We start from the raw sequence: 17,396 nt of genomic DNA on the forward strand, positions 1-17,396 counted from the left end.
GATCAATTTGCAAAGAGCACTTCACGCAAATCATTGTGCGTCAAGAGATCCATGGGGTTGGGCGGGTTCCCAGCGCCATGAACAGGGGTCAACAAAACTTTGCCGCCAGCAGCCGGTTCAAAATTTTGTGAAATTTGGAAGCTCATCAGTTTTCGTCATTCCCACGACAGTGCGCCGCCGGATTGGTATTCAATGACACGGGTCTCGAAGAAGTTGCGTTCTTTCTTCAAGTCGATCATTTCGCTCATCCAGGGGAACGGATTTTCTTCATTGGGGAACAGCGTATTGAGCCCGATTTGGGTGGCACGGCGGTTGGCAATGTAGCGCAGGTAACCCTTGAACATGGAGGCGTTCATTCCCAACACGCCGCGCGGCATGGTGTCTTCGGCGTAGCGGTATTCGAGGTCCACGGCGGTCTCGAACAAGGCCTTGATCTCGGCCTTGAACTCGGCCGTCCAGAGCTGCGGGTTTTCCAGCTTGAGCTGGTTGATCAGGTCGATGCCAAAGTTGCAGTGCATGGATTCGTCGCGCAGAATGTACTGGTACTGTTCTGCGGCGCCCGTCATCTTGTTTTGCCGGCCCAGTGCCAGAATCTGGGTGAAGCCGACATAAAAGAACAGGCCCTCCATCAGGCAGGCAAACACGATCAGCGACTTGAGCAGGGTTTGATCAGCCTCGGGTGTGCCGGTCTTGAACTGCGGGTTCATGATGGCTTCGATGAAAGGGATCAGGAATTCGTCCTTGTCGCGGATCGATTTGATCTCGTTGTAGGCGCTGAAGATCTCGCCCTCGTCTAGCCCCAAGGACTCCACGATGTATTGGTAAGCATGCGTGTGAATGGCTTCCTCGAACGCCTGGCGCAACAGGAACTGGCGGCATTCTGGCGCGGTGATATGGCGGTAGGTACCCAGCACGATGTTGTTGGCTGCCAGTGAGTCTGCAGTGACGAAAAAACCGAGGTTGCGTTTGACGATGCGGCGTTCGTCTTCGGTCAGGCCGTTGGGGTCTTTCCACAGCGCGATGTCACGCGTCATGTTGACCTCTTGCGGCATCCAGTGGTTGGCACAACTTGACAGGTATTTTTCCCAAGCCCATTTGTACTTGAAGGGGACCAACTGGTTGACGTCGGTCTTGCCGTTGATGATGCGTTTGTCGGCTGCGTTGACACGGCGCTTGGTGCTGGCCGCAGAGGGACTGGCCGATGTCGTCGGGCGTGGTTTGAGTGGTGCGGGAGGAGGGGTGAGGGTGACTTCGGCGAGCATCGCAGAAGGGCTGGAAGAAGGCTCTGCCAGCAGCCGGTCTGAGCGGCTGGGAGAGGATGACAAACTGGCGGTAGGTGTAACTTCTTCGTCCCAGGACAACATAGTGATTTCCAATGCGTGGATTATGAGATCTAGTGCAAAAAATAGAAAGAAATTTAATCGTGCTTTGTGCTCATGCGTGTGGCACTGTGGCGTGCCAGCATCGCATGCACTGCGCACATGGCATGGCTACTGACACGACTCGCACGTTGGGTCGTCGGTACCACAAAATTTGATGTCGGTGGCAGGCATGGCGGCCATCTGTTGACGCGCCGCCGCAGCCGCTGCATCGAGCGCACTCATGCCGCTTGTTCCTGCCGTCTCACCGCCCGATGACACTGCATTCAAACGGCCCGCAGTGACGGTGGATTTTTCAGCATGGGTGGCCGATTGGGTGCGCAGGTAGTAGGTGGTTTTGAGGCCACGGACCCAGGCCAGCTTGTAGGTGTCATCGAGCTTTTTGCCCGAGGCGCCAGCCATGTAAATGTTGAGCGACTGGGCCTGGTCAATCCACTTCTGGCGATGCGCCGCAGCTTCAACGAGCCAGCGGGTTTCCACTTCGAAGGCGGTGGCGTAAAGCGACTTGATTTCTTTCGGTACACGGTCGATGGGGGCCAGCGATCCATCAAAATGTTTGAGGTCCATCACCATCACATCGTCCCATAGGTCGAGGCGCTTGAGATCGCGCACCAGGTAGCTGTTGATGATGGTGAACTCACCCGATAAATTGGACTTGACCGAGAGGTTGCCAAAGCAGGGTTCTATCGAGGCATCAACGCCGATGATGTTGGAAATGGTGGCAGTGGGCGCAATCGCCACGCAGTTGGAATTGCGCATGCCGTCTTTGGCGATTTTTTGTCGCAGCGCATCCCAGTCCAGCTTGCTGGAGCGATCGACTTCGACGTAGCCACCGCGCTCACGTGCCAGCAGGTCGAGCGTGTCGATCGGCAGGATACCTTGGTCCCACAGCGAGCCCTTGTAGCTGGAGTATTGGCCGCGCTCGCGCGCCAGTTCAGTCGAGGCCTGGTAGGCGTAATAACAGATGGCCTCCATGGACTCGTCAGCGAATTGCACAGCGGCGTCGGTGGCGTAGGGGATGCGCAATTCATACAGGCTGTCCTGGAAGCCCATCAGACCCAGCCCGACCGGGCGATGCCGCATATTGGAATCACGCGCTTTTTTGACGGCGTAGTAGTTGATGTCGATCACGTTGTCGAGCATGCGCATGGCGGTGGTGATCGTCTTTTGCAGCTTGGCGTGATCGATTGCTCCGTCCTTCAAATGCTGCAACAAATTGACCGACCCCAGATTGCACACCGCCGTCTCGGTGCTGCTGGTATTGAGGGTGATCTCGGTGCACAGGTTGCTCGAATGCACCACGCCCACGTGCTGTTGTGGTGAGCGGATGTTGCACGCATCTTTGAACGTGATCCAGGGGTGACCGGTCTCGAACAGCATGGTCAACATCTTGCGCCAGAGGTCGCTGGCCTGCACCGTGCGGTAGGGATTGATCTCGCCGCGCGCTGCTTTTTCTTCGTAGACCACGTAAGCCTGTTCGAACGCGATACCGAACTTGTCGTGCAGGTCGGGCACGTTGTTGGGCGAGAACAGCGTCCACTGGCCTTTTTCCATGACGCGGCGCATGAACAGGTCGGGGATCCAGTTGGCGGTGTTCATGTCGTGCGTGCGGCGGCGGTCGTCGCCGGTGTTTTTGCGCAGTTCCAGAAACTCCTCGATGTCGAGGTGCCAGGTTTCCAGGTAGGTGCAGACTGCGCCCTTGCGCTTGCCGCCCTGGTTGACCGCCACCGCTGTGTCATTGACCACTTTCAGGAAAGGCACTACGCCCTGGGATTCACCGTTGGTGCCCTTGATGTGGCTGCCCAGTGCGCGCACGCGGGTCCAGTCGTTGCCAAGTCCGCCGGCAAACTTGGACAGCAGTGCGTTTTCCTTGATGGACTCGTAGATGCCGTCAAGGTCGTCGGGCACCGTGGTCAGGTAGCAGCTTGAGAGCTGCGAGCGCAGCGTGCCGCTGTTGAACAGCGTGGGCGTGGACGACATGAAATCGAACGAGGACAGCACTTCATAGAACTCGATGGCGCGCGCTTCGCGGTCGATTTCATTGAGCGCCAAGCCCATGGCTACACGCATGAAAAACGCTTGCGGAAGTTCGATGCGGGTTTTGTTGATATGCAAAAAGTAGCGGTCGTAAAGCGTTTGCAGACCCAGGTAATCGAATTGCAAATCACGCTCTGCCTTGATAGCCCCGGCCAGGCGAGCCAGATCGAATTGCTGGAGTTTTTCGTCGAGCAGTTCATGCTCGACGCCGCGCTTGATGAACTGCGGAAAGTAGTCTGCGTAGGCTTGTGGCATGTCAGCTTGCGCCACGTCTTCGCCCAGGATTTCCTTGGCGATGGTGTGAAACAGCAGGCGCGCGGTCGCGTAGGTGTAATCCGGGTCCTTTTCAATCAGGGTGCGGGCCGCCAGTACCGAAGCTTTGTACACCTCGTCCATCGGCACGCCGTCATACAGGTTGCGCAGGGTCTCGGCCATGATGGGCTCGGGCTTGACATCGCCACCCAGGCCGCTGCAGGCGTCGGTGATGATGCCTTGCAGGCGCGTCAGGTCGAGCACCATGCGCTGGCCCTTGTCCAGGGCGTGCAAGACTGGTGTTGCAGGGGCTTGCTGATCCACTCTCTGCGCGCGTTCCTGGGTGCGTTTCTCGCGGTACAGCACATAGGCACGGGCAATTTCATGGTGCCCGCCGCGCATCAGGCCGAGTTCGACCTGGTCTTGCACATCTTCGATGTGAAACGTGCCGCCGGCCGGGCGTGAACGCAGCAGGGCGCGAATGACCGCCTGTGTCAGAGCTTCAACGGTTTCGCGCACACTGGCCGAGGCAGCACCCTGAGTGCCATGCACGGCTAAAAAGGCCTTCATCATGGCCACGGCGATCTTGTTGGGCTCGAAAGACACCACGGCGCCGTTGCGCCGGATGATTTGGTATTGGCTCAAAGCCACAGGGGTGGACGTGGACAGTTCACCTGGCTCCGACCTGACGGGAGGGTTGCTGTAGTTGGCGGCAGAAATAGCTTGGGCAGTCTGCATGGCTTCCTCTTCTGAATTGGGTATGGAAATAGCGGATGGGGTCGCGCCGAAAATCTGTCGGCCCGTCATCGGAGACCCTAGCTTATCACTATACCTAGTGATTTTTGATCAGTGAAACACTACCAGTAGTGTTTTTGAGGCTGGGTTGATTCTACGCCATGACGCGATATTCTGAGGTTTTGATAGCGCTTGATGTGCGCCTGATCTTGTTTCGCTGTCACCGCTCAGCGTGGCAACGGGTGGCTTGAAAGATACGGGGTACGGGTATTTGCGCCCACGGCTAGGGGTAAATACCGAGCCTCAAGCCCGAGGTTTTTTTGCAACCGCAGCCAGTCAAAGCCCGCGCCTGGGTCGGCCTTGCGGCCTTGGGCAATGTGTTCGTGTCCCGCCACATGGGCCACAGGGTAGTGTTGCATCAGGGCGGCGCACAAGCTGCCCAAGCATTCGTACTGCGCGGCTTCAAACTGATCGCCGTCCAGGCCTTCGAGTTCAATGCCGATGCTGTCGTCATTGCAGTTGTTTCGGCCCCGGTAACAAGACGCTCCGGCGTGCCAGGCGCGGTCATCGCAACTGACCAACTGCCAGAGTTCGCCGTTGCGTCGGATGAAGAAATGGGCGGAGACCTGCAAGCCTTTGATTTGGCTGAAATAGGGGTGCGCCTGCCAATCCAGCTGGTTGTTGAAAAACTGGAGCACTTCTGGTCCGCCATACTGGCCGGGCGGCAAACTGATGGCGTGCAGCACGATCAAGTCAATGTTTGCCTGAGGCGGACGCGGGCCGAAGTTGGGGGAGTCCTGATGTGCGGCAAAGCGATACCAGCCCTGCCGCCAAAGCGAATCGGCGGGCGGGCGTTTTGGCAGGGATTCAGTCGGGCGTGACAACGGGGTCATCCTGGTTTGGGGTATCAATGCGCAGCCGGGCAATGCGGTAGCGTATCTGGCGCAGGCTCAAGCCCAGGCGTGTGGCGGCTGCCGTGCGATTGAAGTCGGTGGCCAGCAAGGCACGGCTCAGAATGCTCCGCTCCAACTCATCGAGGTAACGTTGCAGGTCGCCTGGAATCATTTCTGGATCCGCTTGGATGGGCAGGCTGTCAGCAGACTGTCGAGTGCCGCGGTGTAATGGGTTCGGTGGCTCGAATTGCAGGCTTTTTCCGTCACCCAGCGCCACAGCGCGGTGCAGCAGGTTTTCAAGCTCGCGCACATTGCCCGCCAACGGCAAGCTGGCCAGTTGTTCCATTGCGTCAGCTTGCAGCGCCGGGGTGGCGATGCCAGCCTCATCGGCGATGCGAGACAGCAAGGCGTTGCACAATTCCGGCAAATCTTCCGTGCGTTCGCGCAGTGGCGCGATCAACATGTCGATGACGTTGAGCCGATAAAACAGGTCTTGGCGAAAGTCCCCTTTTTCCACCTCTTCTGCCAGTTGTTTGTGGGTGGCACTGACGATGCGCACATCCACCACATCCTCTTGCGTCGAGCCCAGCGGCCGTATCCGGCGCTCCTGGATGGCGCGCAACAATTTGGATTGCATCGCCAGCGGCAGGTCGCCAATCTCGTCCAGAAATAGCGTGCCCCCGCTTGCAGCCTGAAAAAAACCTTCACGGTCAACCTGAGACCCTGTGTAGGCGCCTTTCTTGGCGCCAAAAAACTCTGCCTCCAGCAGCGCCTCAGGGATGGCGCTGCAGTTGACGGCCACCCAAGGCCCTTTGGCGCGATGACTGTTGGCATGAATCGCGTAGGCGACCAGTTCCTTGCCGGTGCCCGACTCACCGGTGACTAGCACCGGCGCCATGCTGGTGGCGACCTTGAGGATGCGCTCCTTGATCTGGCGCATGCAGACTGATTGGCCTACCAGCCGGTCCAAGGCCCGTTGACCCAGTGCTCCGGCACCCGCCTGGGTCACAGGGATAGTCTGCGCCATGGCCAAAACCGATGTCACTGGACTGTTCACGGCTGATGCAATGACACGGCGAAACTGCTTCAGGTCAACTGGTTTGGTAAGGTAGTCAAAGGCCCCGCCCTTGAGCGCCTCGACTGCGTTTTCTGCCGAACCATATGCGGTGATCACCACGCAGCGCTCGCTGCGTTGCGCTATCTTGAGTTCTGTGATCAAGGACAGTCCGACACCATCTGGCAAGCGCATGTCGGTGATGAGCACATCAAAACTATGCTCCGCCAGCAGCTTGCGCGCCTGCTGCAAGTCGCCCGCCGTGTCAACCTGGTAACCCTCGCGCAAAAGCGTCAGTTCATACAGCGTGCGCAGATCTGGCTCATCGTCAACGACCAAAATATGCGCGGGGGATTTGGAACCGGTCATGACGCGGTTACCGCTTGGCTGCTGGTGGCTGGATTGCTGGGGGGCTGGCTGCAGAACATGACACTGAACTCATTACCTGGTTGAAACTTTTGACCAAACGTCCGACTATTGCGTTCATACGCCATGCTGGCGCCATGGCTTTCGCACAGTTCCCGGCAAATATAAAGCCCCAGGCCGCTGGAGCGGCTCTCGGACGAAAAAAAAGGTTCAAACAGATGCTGCTCAACTGAGGGGTCCAGTGGATCACCGTCGCTCCAGACCAGCAGACAGACGCTTGGTGCGGCGGCGGCACCCAGGCAACTGTGCAGACTGATTTGAATCGGTTCGGGGTCAGGGCTTGCGTAGCGTTGGGCGTTGTCCAGCAGGTTGATGAGAATCCGGCGCAAGTGTTCGGCATCGAACCAGACCCAGGCCGCGCTGGTGGGGACTTGCACCGCAATGTCCGATTTGTTGGCGACCTGGCTTTGCCAGTCCCGGCAAATTCGCGGCAGTGCCTGTGCCAGGTCAATGGATTCGGTCTGGGCGACATGACTGGTGTTGGTTCGCTGGGCGATGTGCAGGATGTCGTGCACCGTTTTTTCAAGTCGCAGCGCGTTTTGCTGGACCAGTCGGGTCAACTGTTGTTGACCCGGGTCTGACACATCTTCTGACAGCAGGGCATTGGCTTGCACGATAGCCGCCAGGGGGTTGCGAATCTCATGGGCAACTGCGGCCGACATACGCCCCATGCTGGCAAACTTCTCGGTGCGGATGCGCGCCTGCAGCTCCCGCTGGTCCTGCAAGAAAACCACACACATGCCCTGTGCGGCCGGATTCAATTGCACCGTCAGCTGGGTGCGCGCCGACATAAGTCTTACGCCCTGTCCTGGGTGCTGGATGCTGATTTCCTGTTGTTGCGCCAACTGCGTTGCAAAGGTTTCATCGATCAACTGGCGCAAACCCTGCCAGACTGGCGCCTTGGCCAAATCCAGCGGCTGGTTCAGTGCGCTTTGGGGGGGGCTGAGCAGCTTTTGGGCAGCCGGGTTGGCTGAGCGAACCTGGTGCTGTGCATCAACAACCAGAACGCCATCTCCCAAGGTCTCGATGATCAACTCATTGACTTGCCGCTGCACGGCGGCGGCAAGTTGGCTGCGCTGCGCCTTTAACTCAACGCTGGCCAGCCGGGTCACCATTTGGCGGGCAATGAATGAAATGGCAAAACAGCCCGCACCTGTCAGTGCCGCCTGTGAAAAAAGCGCGCTGGTGTTCCAAGGCGCCTGTAAAGACAGCCAGCCAGCATAGCCGAACAGCAGCAAGGTGACGCCGGCGGCGCTGGCCATGGCCATCAATTGCGAACCCAGGATGGAGGCCATCAAGACCGGCAGGGCGAACAGCGGGGTGTAGTTGATGCTGCTGTCCTGCAGTGTTTGAAGCGCAGCAAACGCCAGCATGTCCACGCCCACAATGCGCAGCCATGAACCGTTGAAGTGGGGCCCCAGTTGGCTGGGCGCAGCCATGATGCGCTCGGCCAGTGTGGCCATCAGGTAGGCGGTGCAAATCAACAATGAGATCAGGCTGGGAGTCTGCGCGGCCAGCATAAACAACCCGGCCTGCAAGGTCATCAGCACTCCTCCCAGAGTGGCGCGGGCGGTCATGAAGCCGCGCCACAAGCGCTCGAACTCGTCGGGGAGGTCTTCTAAATCGGCGTTGGCCTCGGGCGTCTTCAGGCCAAACCAGGTGGATGCCCGCGCGGACAACATCGTTCAGGGTTCCGTCTGGTGCAAGTGTTCCAGGCAGCAATAAACCCCGTACTTGCCCTGAACCGCTTCTATCCGGGGAATATGCACCGTGCAACGGCTGCAGGCCACGGTGTCGAGTGTCGGCGGCGGCTCAACAGACGGCGGTGACGGTCGCTGGCCCACGGACGACGTGCGACTGCGCCAGAGCCAGACGCCAGCGAGCACCAGCAGCAAAAGCAACACGCCTTTCACAGGCTTTGTCCCAGCACGACTTCCATGACAAAGCGCGAGCCGGCATAGGCCAGCAGCAGCAGACCTGAACCCGTATAAAGAAAACGCACCGCGCGCTTGCCGCGCCAGCCAAAACGGGCGCGGCCGATGATCAGAACTGCAAAAATCAGCCACGACAGCACAGAGAATATAGTCTTGTGGTCCCACCTGATGGCGTGGCCGGCGCCATACAACTGGTTGCCAAAGAAAAAGCCGGCGAACAGGGTCGCCGTCAATAAGGCAAACCCGAGGTGGACAAAGTGAAATGTCAGCCGTTCCATGGTCAACAGGGGCAGCCCGCCAGCGTTGTTTGTGGCCAATCGCATACGTGATTCGGCTCGCGTCATGAACCAGGCGTGAACCACCGCCACGGCAAACAATCCATAAGAAGCAATGCCTAGCGCCCAATGCAGCGGCAGCCAGGGCGAAGCATTGGTATTTAATGAGCTACCCGGAAACAACAATGCCAGCAGCACGGCCGCCGACCCGGCGCCAGAAAGCAGCCAGGGTGTCTTGAGCTGCGGGAAAACATAGGTCTCGATGGCATACACCAGCCCGACCAGCCAGGCGGTTACTGACAGCGCGGGTGCAAAACCGAAGCGCGGCTCACTGCCCCACAGACCGGAAGCCAGCAAGATGCCATGTAAACACCACGCCAGCCAGACTGCTATCCGGGGCAGCGTCTGGCTGATACGGGCAGCACCCGTGGCAGACGCCGCATAGGCGGCTGATGCGCCAAGCGCCAAAATCAAAGTGAAGGGTGTTGCACTGGCTAAAATCATGCGCACAGTTTAGCGTTTTGTACTCTGCCTTTCCATCCTTGGCTCTAACTCAAGTTCCCTTTGCCGGAAAAAATTAACCTATGGCTTCCGCTCTCACCGACAAACTCTCTCGCCTGGTTAAAGAAATACGCGGTCAGGCCCGCATCACCGAAACCAATGTGGCTGACATGCTGCGCGAAATCCGCATGGCGCTGCTGGAGGCCGACGTGGCGCTGCCGGTGGTGCGCGACTTCATCGCACGCGTCAAGGACAAGGCCTTAGGCCAGGACGTGCTGGGTTCGCTCACGCCGGGTCAGGCCCTGGTGAGTATCGTCAACAAGGAACTGGCTGTCACCATGGGCGATGGTGTGGCCGACATCAACCTGGCGGCGCAGCCGCCGGCGGTGATTTTGATGGCGGGTTTGCAGGGGGCGGGCAAAACCACCACCACGGCCAAGCTGGCCAAGCATTTGATCGAGAAGCGCAACAAGAAGGTGCTGACCGTGTCTGGCGACGTCTATCGCCCGGCCGCCATCGAGCAGCTCAAGACCGTCACGGCCCAGGCTGGTGCCGAGTGGTTTCCGAGCACGCCCGAGCAAAAACCGGTGAACATTGCGCTGGCGGCGCTGGACTATGCGCGCAAACATTACTTTGATGTGCTGCTGGTTGACACCGCTGGCCGATTGGCCATCGATGACGTGCTGATGCGCGAAATCAAGGACCTGCACAGTGCCATCAACCCGGTGGAAACCCTGTTTGTGGTCGATGCCATGCAGGGCCAGGACGCGGTCAACACGGCCAAAGCCTTCAAGGAAGCGCTGCCATTGACCGGCATTATCCTGACCAAGCTGGATGGCGACTCACGTGGTGGCGCGGCTTTGTCGGTGCGCCAAGTCACCGGCGCGCCGATCAAATTTGCCGGCACCAGCGAGAAACTCGACGGACTTGAAGTGTTTGATGCCGAGCGCCACGCCGGCCGCATTCTCGGCATGGGCGACATTCTGGCGTTGGTGGAACAGGTCACGGCGGGGGTCGATATGGCTTCGGCGCAAAAGCTGGCAGCCAAGGTCAAAAGCGGGGCGAGTTTTGATCTGAACGACTTTTTGAGCCAGATTCAGCAAATGAAACAGATGGGTGGTTTGAGCAGCCTGATGGACAAACTGCCTGCCGCCATGGCCGCCAAAGCCGGTCAGATGGACATGGGTCGGGTCGAGAAAGATGTCAAGCGCAAGGAGGGCATTATCCAGAGCATGACGCCGCTGGAGCGGCGCAAGCCCGAGCTCATCAAGGCTACCCGCAAGCGCCGCATCGCCGCCGGTGCCGGCGTGCAGGTGCAGGAGGTCAACCGCATGCTCAAGGAATTCGAGCAAATGCAGGACATGATGAAAAAGATGAAAGGTGGCGGCATGATGAAAATGATGAAGCGCATGGGCGGCATGAAAGGCATGCCGAAAATGCCGTTTTGACCAGCGCGGCGCCTCGCGGACATCAATTCTTCAGCAGCACCAGATCAATGCGCCGTTGGATGCCCGCTGCCGTTTCGGCATTGCCGATGGTCTGATCGCGTTTGAGCTGCACGCCCAGCCACGCCAGCAGGGGTCGGCGCCAGCCCTGAGCTGAGGCCGTTTCAACCGCCAGTTCAATGTCGGCGGTGCTTAACGGTTCTCGTCGAATGAGCGCCCCTGCTGCAACCAGGCGCGCCAACGGGTCTTCAATCTGGTTCAGCTTGCTTTGAATCGGGGCGACTGTATCTGGTTCTGCTTTGGCATTTTGGCTGGCCTGGGCCTGGGTTTGGGTCACCAGCGTGCGGTAGTGCATGGGTAATTGTTCCGCTTGCAGCGCAGCCCAGCGTCCCGCGATGAAGCTGGCATAGGCATGCTCGGCCGGTGCCGCATCCTGTGCCAGAGCCTGGTAGCCCGTGCAGGGGTTCATGACCAGGCTGGCCACTTGCGTGGCACAGCGCAGCAGCTCAAGGCGCGCCATCAGGTCGGGGCGGCCGGTGCGGGCGACTTCGGTTTTGGCGCGCTCAAATTCGACCTCAGCCACGCGGGTGTTGCCGCTCAGGTAAGCCGCCTTATAACTCTTGATTGCTGACAAAGACTGACTTTGCCATTCGGGTGTCGGTGGTGCGCTGGTACAAGCAACAAGCAGCAGAACGGCGGTCAGGATCGGCAATTTTTTCATGGCAACTTGATCTCGGTATCGCGGGCAAACGGCCACTTGCGGTTGATCTCGTCGGTGAGCTGGCTCAGGCGGCGCAGGCTGGCCTCGACTTCGGCGCGCAATGTCCCGAGGTCGGTGCTGGCAACGCGCACATTGGTACCAACCGCCTGGGCTTCGGCCAGCACCGCATCGACGTTTTTCAGGGTGTTGCGGGCGTCACTGAGAACTGTCTGGAGTTGGTCGAGCGCCGCTTTGCTACTGCTCAGGGTGGCCTGGGTGCTGTCCACCACGCCGCCCTTGTCGAACACGCGTTGCTCTGCCTTGGTCAGCAGGCTGTTGACGCGCTCCAGCGCCTGCATGATTTTTTGGGCATTGCTGTCGCTGCCCATCACGCCCGACAGCACGCCATAGGGTCCGTTCATGCGTTCGGTAGTGGTTTTGAGTTGGTCCAGGCTGGCGTTGAGGGGCGAATCGGTGCCGGTCATGGTCTCCAGGTTTTCCAGCAGCGCCCGGGCCGAGGCGATCAGGCGCGGCATCTCGGCCGAGGTGTCGCCGCGTAACAGCGTGCGCTCAGCGTCGGGCGGCAGCGGCGGGTCGCTCAGGATGCCGCTGTAGGCGCGAATGCGGGTGTCCCCCACCATGCCTCGCTCCAGTGTGAAGACGCTGGATTTGCGCAGCCAATGGGCGTCTTTGTGCGGCACGTCGATCACCATGCGGGCCATGCCATCGGGCGCTAGTTCGATGCGGCTCACCCGGCCAATCGGAAAGCCTGAAAACGTCAGGTCCATGCCCACAATCACGCCCTCAGAATCGTCCGAAATAAGCACCAGTTGCTGGGTGCTCTCAAACACGCCACGGGCCACCATCACGTAAAGCACAAAACCCGCCACCAAGCTGGTAATCAGCAACAACAACCCCTTGGCGCGACGCTCGATTCGGGTCATGGCAGGGCTTGGCTCGGTAATTTCAGTCATGCTAACTTCTTGGGGTGGTCAGACGTATTTGACGATGAGTGAAGCCGCTTCAAGCAGAAACAAAACCAGGAACAGGCGCACTGCGCCGGGCTGGATGGTATCGGTGGCGCGATGTTGCGCAGCTTCCAGGCTGGCTGCCATCGGCACCACAGCGACCGCCAGACTGAAAAACAGCGTTTTCAGGGCAAAGCCCAGGCTCACAGGCAAATCAAACACCTGGCCCACGGTGCGCGTGAAACCGGGCAAGCCCCAGGGTGACAAACCATAGACCGTCAGGTAAGTCAGTAGCAGAATCACCACACTGCTGAGTGTGGCCAGCGCCAGCACGGCAAAGGCATCGGCCAGTACGCGCGGCGTCAAATGGTCGCGCAAGCGATCGAGGTCAAGCGTCTTTTGCGCCATGGCTGGCTGGTCGGTCATGCTCACGGCGCCGGCGTTGAAGGCCAGCCCCGCGCGCAATGCCACAAACAGGGCGGCCGACAAGGGGATGAGTTCCAGCACCAGCACCCGCACCACCATCTGCAAGGCATATTGCGACAGACCGTAGCTCAGCGCGGTGACCACCACGATGCGGATCAACACCAGGCTCAGCAGGGCCGAGATCGCGGTAAACCAGGGCATCACCTGCCAGGTGCTGGTGTAGATGTGCTGGGCGGTGCGCTGGCGAAACGCCGGGGTGTAGCTGCCCGGGCTCAGTGCCAGCACCAGCACCACCGAGCCCATGTGCAGCATGTGCCCCCAACTGCGCAAATGATGCAGCAGCGCATGGTGCAAACCGATGTGATGGCTGGGTAGGCTTGGGTTGGCGGGCATGGCGTGATGATAATGAAATCAATGCATGGATCAATTCGTCCCGTCATTTTTTCAATGCGTGCAAAATTCGAATATGCCGCCACCACCCACCACCGCAATCATCAAGCCCCTTACCGGCCCGCAAAAAGCTTTGCGCAAGCTCGGGTTGGTGCGGCCGATCGACCTGGCGTTGCATTTGCCGCTGCGCTACGAGGACGAAACCCGGTTGGTGCAATTGCATGACGTGCGCGAAGGCGATGTGGCGCAGGTCGAGGGTCGGATAACGCATGCCGAGGTCAAGCTCGGTGACCACCGGCAACTGCTGGTCACGCTTGACGATGGCACTGGTACCTGTTTGCTTCGCTTTTTTACCTTTTACCCTTCCCAGCAAAAGGCGCTGGCGCTGGGCAACCGGATTCGAGTGCGCGGCGAAATCCGGGGTGGTTTTGCCGGGCTCACCATGATGCACCCGGTGGTCAAGCCCGCCGGCGGTGAACTGGCCACGGCACTGACGCCGGTGTATCCCACGGTGGCGGGTCTGCCGCAAAGCTATTTGCGCAGGGCGGTGCAGGCCGGGTTGGCGCGCGTGGAACTTGCCGATACCGTGCCGCCACAGTACCTGCACGACATCGGTTTGCATCCTGCTTGGCAGCTGCGACAGGCGCTTGCTTTCTTGCACAATCCGACGCCCGATGTGTCGCTGGAGACGCTGGAAGATAAAAGTCATCCCGCTTGGCAGCGGCTCAAGGCCGAGGAACTTCTGGCGCAGCAGCTCTCGCAATTGCAGGCGCGCCGTGCCCGTGCCTGCTTGCGCGCGCCAGTGTTGACCGGAACTGACGATGGCAGCTTGTCTGAACGACTGCTGGCAGCACTGACGTTTCAACTCACCGCTGCGCAGCAGCGCGTGGTGGCCGAGATCAGCCATGACATTGCCCGCCCCATTCCCATGCACAGGCTGTTGCAGGGGGATGTGGGCGCTGGCAAAACCGTGGTGGCCGCGCTGGCCGCCGCGCAGTGCATGGACGCAGGCTGGCAGTGCGCGCTGATGGCGCCCACCGAGATTCTGGCGACCCAGCACTTTGCCAAACTGGTGAGGTGGTTGGCGCCGCTGGGCGTGACCGTGGCCTGGCTCACGGGCAGCCAAAAAGTCAAGGAGCGGCGCGAGATGCTGGCGCTGATCGCTAGCGGCCAAGCCACTTTGGTGGTGGGCACCCACGCGCTGATCCAGGACAAGGTGCAGTTCCACAAGCTGGCGCTGGCCATCATCGACGAGCAGCACCGCTTTGGTGTGGCACAGCGCCTGGCGCTGCGCGACAAGCTGGGTAGTCAGATGCTGGAGCCTCATTTTCTGATGATGACCGCCACCCCCATTCCGCGCACGCTGGCCATGAGTTACTACGCTGATCTGGACGTGTCCACCATCGACGAACTGCCGCCCGGGCGCACCCCCGTCGTCACCAGGGTGGTCAACGAGGCGCGCCGCGACGAGGTCATCGCCCGTATCAGCGACCAGTTGGCGCACGGGCGACAAATCTACTGGGTTTGCCCGCTGATTGAGGAAAGCGAGGCACTGGACTTGCGTAATGCCACCGAAACACATGCCCAGCTCAGTGCCGCCCTGCCGGGCGCGCAGGTTGGCCTGCTGCACTCGCGCATGCCGGTGGCTGAGAAAAATGCGGTGATGCGCTTGTTCGCCCATGGTCAGATCGGGGTGCTAGTGAGCACCACGGTGATCGAGGTTGGGGTGGACGTGCCTAACGCCTCGCTGATGGTGATCGAGCACGCCGAGCGCTTTGGCCTGAGCCAGTTGCACCAGTTGCGCGGTCGTGTCGGTCGCGGCGCTGCGGCTTCGGCCTGTGTACTGCTGTATTCCACCGGCGATGCCACGCGCCTGGGCGAGATAGCGCGCGAACGGCTCAAGGCGATGGCGCAAAGCAGCGACGGTTTCGAGATCGCACGGCGCGATCTGGAGATACGCGGCCCCGGCGAGTTCATGGGCGCGCGCCAGTCAGGCGATGCCATGCTGCGCTTTGCCGATGTGATTGAAGACGCCCGCTTGCTCGATTGGGCGCGCCGCTTGGCCCCGTTATTGCTGGACCATCGCCCGGCACTGGCCGAGCAACATGTGCAGCGCTGGCTGGGTGGCAAGTCGGACTATTTAAAGGCGTGACTAAAGGCGTGACGGCTTAGCGGTAGTGTTCACGCCGGCGCTGATCCGCGACGAACTCTTCCAGGTCGGGGTCCATCGCGTTGCGCGACGAAATAATGCCAATGGCTTTGCCATCTTCGACCACGGGCACATGCCGAAAGCCGTTCTCTTGCATGATCACCAGGGCATGTCCATAGCTCTGGGTCGGGCCGAGTGTCTTGGGCTCGGTCGTCATGACTTCTCGCAAAACGGTCGCCTTCGGATCGCGTCCCAGGGCGATGACGCGAAACACCACGTCACGTTCGGTAAAAATGCCGATCAACCGATGGTCTTCAACGACCAGCACGGCGCCCGCAACATGCGTCGCCATCAGGCGCGCCGCCGCGCTGACCGTGTCGGTGGGTGCTGCGGTGATGAATTTCTTGCGTTCCATAACGCTGCGGATGGGTAAATCGAACATGGTGAACCTCTTTGGCGCATGCTAGCAAGGCCAGCCATGATTTCATTGATGCAAATCAACCAGCATCTCAATCTGAAAGCCGCGTATGCTTGAGCGCCCATGCCAAAACTGACCCAAGCTCCCAACGTCGCGATCGCCACCCTGTGGGCTGATGCGCTCAAGGTCGAAGGCATTGACGCCAGCGTGCAGCGCCAGTATTTGAGCGGCGTCGCCGGTGAGCTGCCGCCCGATCAGTGCCTGCCCGAGGTCTGGATTCAGGACTCGGCGCAGGGGGCGCGCGCACGTGAATTGTTGTACCACTTGCAGCATGTGCCGCAGCGGCGCTGGCAATGCGTCTGCGGCGAACTGGTGGAAGGCGGTTTCGAGCAGTGCTGGGCCTGCGGTGCCTGGATGCCCGCCTAGCGCACTCTGGGTGAAAATAGTGCCATGACCCTGACCGAACTCAAATACATCGTGGCGGTGGCGCGCGAGCGGCACTTTGGCAAGGCGGCCGAGGCCTGCTATGTGTCTCAACCGACCTTGTCTGTCGCTGTGAAAAAGCTCGAGGAAGAACTCGATGTGAAGCTGTTCGAGCGCAGCGCCAATGAGGTCACGGTGACCCCGCTGGGCGAGGAAATCGTGCGCCAGGCGCAAAGCGTGCTGGAGCAGGCCACCGCCATCAAGGAGATTGCCAAGCGCGGCAAGGATCCGCTGGGTGGACCGCTCACTTTAGGCATCATCTACACCATCGGCCCCTATTTGTTGCCCGATCTGGTGCGTCAGATGATTGCGCACACGCCGCAAATGCCCTTGATGCTGCAAGAAAACTTTACCGTCAAGTTGCTGGAGATGCTGCGCACCGGCGAAATTGATTGCGCCATTCTGGCCGAGCCGTTTCCGGATACCGGGCTGGCGGTTGCACCGCTCTACGACGAGCCGTTCATGGCCGCTGTGCCATACAACCACCCGCTGGCGGCAAAGACCCGCATCACCAGCGAAGAGTTGAAGAACGAGACCATGTTGTTGCTCGGCAGCGGTCATTGTTTTCGGGATCATGTGCTGGAGGTTTGCCCGGAGTTTGCCCGTTTTTCCAGCAATACCGAGGGCATTCGCAAGAGCTTTGAAGGCTCGTCGCTGGAAACCATCAAACACATGGTGGCCGCCGGCATGGGTGTCACCCTGGTGCCGCGCCTAAGTGTGCCCAAGGAAGCGCTGGCGGCCAAAGCCAGGCGCCATGAAGATGCCTTTGTGAAATACCTGCCGTTTGCGGGTGACCCGCCGACACGCCGGGTGGTGCTGGTCTGGCGGCGCAGCTTTACCCGCTACGAAGCCATTGCCGCGCTGCGCAATGCCATTTATGCCTGCGAGTTGCCGGGCGTTAAGCGCTTGTCATGAAAAATAAAAGTGCAAG

General features: G+C 59.9%; 16 protein-coding genes. 4 read left to right on the top strand and 12 right to left on the bottom strand.

Annotation, left to right across the window (positions count from 1 at the left end; all coding sequences use genetic code 11):
- Positions 1-2 precede the first annotated feature (2 nt).
- The 8 genes from PHF15_RS12355 to ccsA form a co-directional block, all read right to left on the bottom strand.
- The gene (locus PHF15_RS12355; RefSeq protein WP_300121495.1) at positions 3-146 is read right to left on the bottom strand and encodes a hypothetical protein; all 144 of its coding nucleotides are present in this window, start codon (positions 144-146) and stop codon (positions 3-5) included.
- Between the two features lie 9 nt (positions 147-155).
- Positions 156-1,364 carry a ribonucleotide-diphosphate reductase subunit beta gene (locus PHF15_RS12360; protein ID WP_300121496.1) on the bottom strand — a complete coding sequence of 403 codons (1,209 nt, stop codon included), beginning with the start codon at positions 1,362-1,364 and terminating at the stop codon, positions 156-158.
- Positions 1,365-1,490: 126 nt separating this feature from the next.
- Positions 1,491-4,406, bottom strand: coding sequence for a ribonucleoside-diphosphate reductase subunit alpha (locus tag PHF15_RS12365; RefSeq protein WP_300121497.1), 2,916 nt, complete (start codon positions 4,404-4,406; stop codon positions 1,491-1,493).
- Between the two features lie 224 nt (positions 4,407-4,630).
- Positions 4,631-5,287, bottom strand: a complete 657-nt coding sequence (gene ampD, locus PHF15_RS12370; protein ID WP_300121498.1) for a 1,6-anhydro-N-acetylmuramyl-L-alanine amidase AmpD — start codon at positions 5,285-5,287, stop codon at positions 4,631-4,633.
- Positions 5,271-6,719: a sigma-54 dependent transcriptional regulator gene (locus PHF15_RS12375; protein ID WP_300121499.1), complete on the bottom strand. Its 1,449-nt coding sequence runs from the start codon at positions 6,717-6,719 to the stop codon at positions 5,271-5,273. The genes ampD and PHF15_RS12375 overlap by 17 nt, the downstream gene beginning before the upstream one ends.
- Entirely contained in the window at positions 6,716-8,458 is a 1,743-nt protein-coding gene (locus tag PHF15_RS12380) for an ATP-binding protein (RefSeq protein WP_300121500.1), read from the bottom strand. The genes PHF15_RS12375 and PHF15_RS12380 overlap by 4 nt, the downstream gene beginning before the upstream one ends.
- A 3-nt stretch (positions 8,459-8,461) precedes the next feature.
- Positions 8,462-8,689 carry a PP0621 family protein gene (locus tag PHF15_RS12385; RefSeq protein WP_300121501.1) on the bottom strand — a complete coding sequence of 76 codons (228 nt, stop codon included), beginning with the start codon at positions 8,687-8,689 and terminating at the stop codon, positions 8,462-8,464.
- Entirely contained in the window at positions 8,686-9,489 is an 804-nt protein-coding gene (gene ccsA / locus PHF15_RS12390) for a cytochrome c biogenesis protein CcsA (RefSeq protein WP_300121502.1), read from the bottom strand. Before ccsA ends, PHF15_RS12385 begins: the two co-directional genes overlap by 4 nt.
- A gap of 80 nt (positions 9,490-9,569) precedes the next feature.
- Between ccsA and ffh the strand changes: the two genes are divergently transcribed.
- Complete coding sequence (ffh, locus tag PHF15_RS12395; RefSeq protein WP_300121503.1) at positions 9,570-10,934, top strand: signal recognition particle protein; 1,365 nt, start codon at positions 9,570-9,572, stop codon at positions 10,932-10,934.
- A 22-nt stretch (positions 10,935-10,956) separates the two neighbouring features.
- Here the strand turns inward: ffh and PHF15_RS12400 are convergent, their stop codons facing one another.
- From PHF15_RS12400 to PHF15_RS12410, 3 genes are read right to left on the bottom strand one after another with little or no spacing between them, the layout of a single operon-like run.
- The gene (locus PHF15_RS12400; protein WP_300121504.1) at positions 10,957-11,652 is read right to left on the bottom strand and encodes a hypothetical protein; all 696 of its coding nucleotides are present in this window, start codon (positions 11,650-11,652) and stop codon (positions 10,957-10,959) included.
- The gene (locus PHF15_RS12405; RefSeq protein WP_300121505.1) at positions 11,649-12,605 is read right to left on the bottom strand and encodes a mammalian cell entry protein; all 957 of its coding nucleotides are present in this window, start codon (positions 12,603-12,605) and stop codon (positions 11,649-11,651) included. The genes PHF15_RS12400 and PHF15_RS12405 overlap by 4 nt, the downstream gene beginning before the upstream one ends.
- An 18-nt stretch (positions 12,606-12,623) precedes the next feature.
- Positions 12,624-13,418, bottom strand: coding sequence for an ABC transporter permease (locus PHF15_RS12410; protein ID WP_300121506.1), 795 nt, complete (start codon positions 13,416-13,418; stop codon positions 12,624-12,626).
- A gap of 73 nt (positions 13,419-13,491) precedes the next feature.
- Here PHF15_RS12410 and recG point away from each other — a divergent pair, with 73 nt between their 5' ends.
- On the top strand, positions 13,492-15,567 hold the full coding sequence (recG, locus tag PHF15_RS12415) for an ATP-dependent DNA helicase RecG (protein ID WP_300121546.1): 2,076 nt from the start codon (positions 13,492-13,494) through the stop codon (positions 15,565-15,567).
- Between the two features lie 16 nt (positions 15,568-15,583).
- On the opposite strand, the gene PHF15_RS12420 is transcribed toward recG, so the two are convergent.
- Positions 15,584-16,006 carry a CBS domain-containing protein gene (locus PHF15_RS12420; RefSeq protein WP_300121507.1) on the bottom strand — a complete coding sequence of 141 codons (423 nt, stop codon included), beginning with the start codon at positions 16,004-16,006 and terminating at the stop codon, positions 15,584-15,586.
- Positions 16,007-16,105: 99 nt separating this feature from the next.
- On the opposite strand from PHF15_RS12420, the gene PHF15_RS12425 reads away from it, so the two are divergent.
- Both PHF15_RS12425 and PHF15_RS12430 read left to right on the top strand, forming a co-directional pair.
- The gene (locus PHF15_RS12425; protein ID WP_300121508.1) at positions 16,106-16,408 is read left to right on the top strand and encodes a DUF2007 domain-containing protein; all 303 of its coding nucleotides are present in this window, start codon (positions 16,106-16,108) and stop codon (positions 16,406-16,408) included.
- 24 nt (positions 16,409-16,432) lie between these two features.
- Entirely contained in the window at positions 16,433-17,380 is a 948-nt protein-coding gene (locus PHF15_RS12430; protein ID WP_300121509.1) for a LysR substrate-binding domain-containing protein, read from the top strand.
- Positions 17,381-17,396: the final 16 nt, after the last annotated feature.

This window comes from Rhodoferax sp. (assembly GCF_028689295.1).
In the GTDB taxonomy this organism is placed as follows: Bacteria; Pseudomonadota; Gammaproteobacteria; order Burkholderiales; family Burkholderiaceae_C; genus Rhodoferax.

Bases quoted from the DNA above. Each gene is read 5' to 3' on its own strand.
- recG (WP_300121546.1), top strand. From the start codon at position 13,492: ATGCCGCCACCACCCACCACCGCAATCATCAAGCCCCTTACCGGCCCG.
- PHF15_RS12365 (WP_300121497.1), bottom strand. From the start codon at position 4,406: ATGCAGACTGCCCAAGCTATTTCTGCCGCCAACTACAGCAACCCTCCC.
- ffh (WP_300121503.1), top strand. From the start codon at position 9,570: ATGGCTTCCGCTCTCACCGACAAACTCTCTCGCCTGGTTAAAGAAATA.
- PHF15_RS12400 (WP_300121504.1), bottom strand. From the start codon at position 11,652: ATGAAAAAATTGCCGATCCTGACCGCCGTTCTGCTGCTTGTTGCTTGT.
- PHF15_RS12405 (WP_300121505.1), bottom strand. From the start codon at position 12,605: ATGACTGAAATTACCGAGCCAAGCCCTGCCATGACCCGAATCGAGCGT.
- PHF15_RS12375 (WP_300121499.1), bottom strand. From the start codon at position 6,719: ATGACCGGTTCCAAATCCCCCGCGCATATTTTGGTCGTTGACGATGAG.
- PHF15_RS12380 (WP_300121500.1), bottom strand. From the start codon at position 8,458: ATGTTGTCCGCGCGGGCATCCACCTGGTTTGGCCTGAAGACGCCCGAG.
- PHF15_RS12430 (WP_300121509.1), top strand. From the start codon at position 16,433: ATGACCCTGACCGAACTCAAATACATCGTGGCGGTGGCGCGCGAGCGG.
- ccsA (WP_300121502.1), bottom strand. From the start codon at position 9,489: ATGATTTTAGCCAGTGCAACACCCTTCACTTTGATTTTGGCGCTTGGC.
- PHF15_RS12360 (WP_300121496.1), bottom strand. From the start codon at position 1,364: ATGTTGTCCTGGGACGAAGAAGTTACACCTACCGCCAGTTTGTCATCC.
- PHF15_RS12420 (WP_300121507.1), bottom strand. From the start codon at position 16,006: ATGTTCGATTTACCCATCCGCAGCGTTATGGAACGCAAGAAATTCATC.
- PHF15_RS12410 (WP_300121506.1), bottom strand. From the start codon at position 13,418: ATGCCCGCCAACCCAAGCCTACCCAGCCATCACATCGGTTTGCACCAT.
- PHF15_RS12425 (WP_300121508.1), top strand. From the start codon at position 16,106: ATGCCAAAACTGACCCAAGCTCCCAACGTCGCGATCGCCACCCTGTGG.
- PHF15_RS12355 (WP_300121495.1), bottom strand. From the start codon at position 146: ATGAGCTTCCAAATTTCACAAAATTTTGAACCGGCTGCTGGCGGCAAA.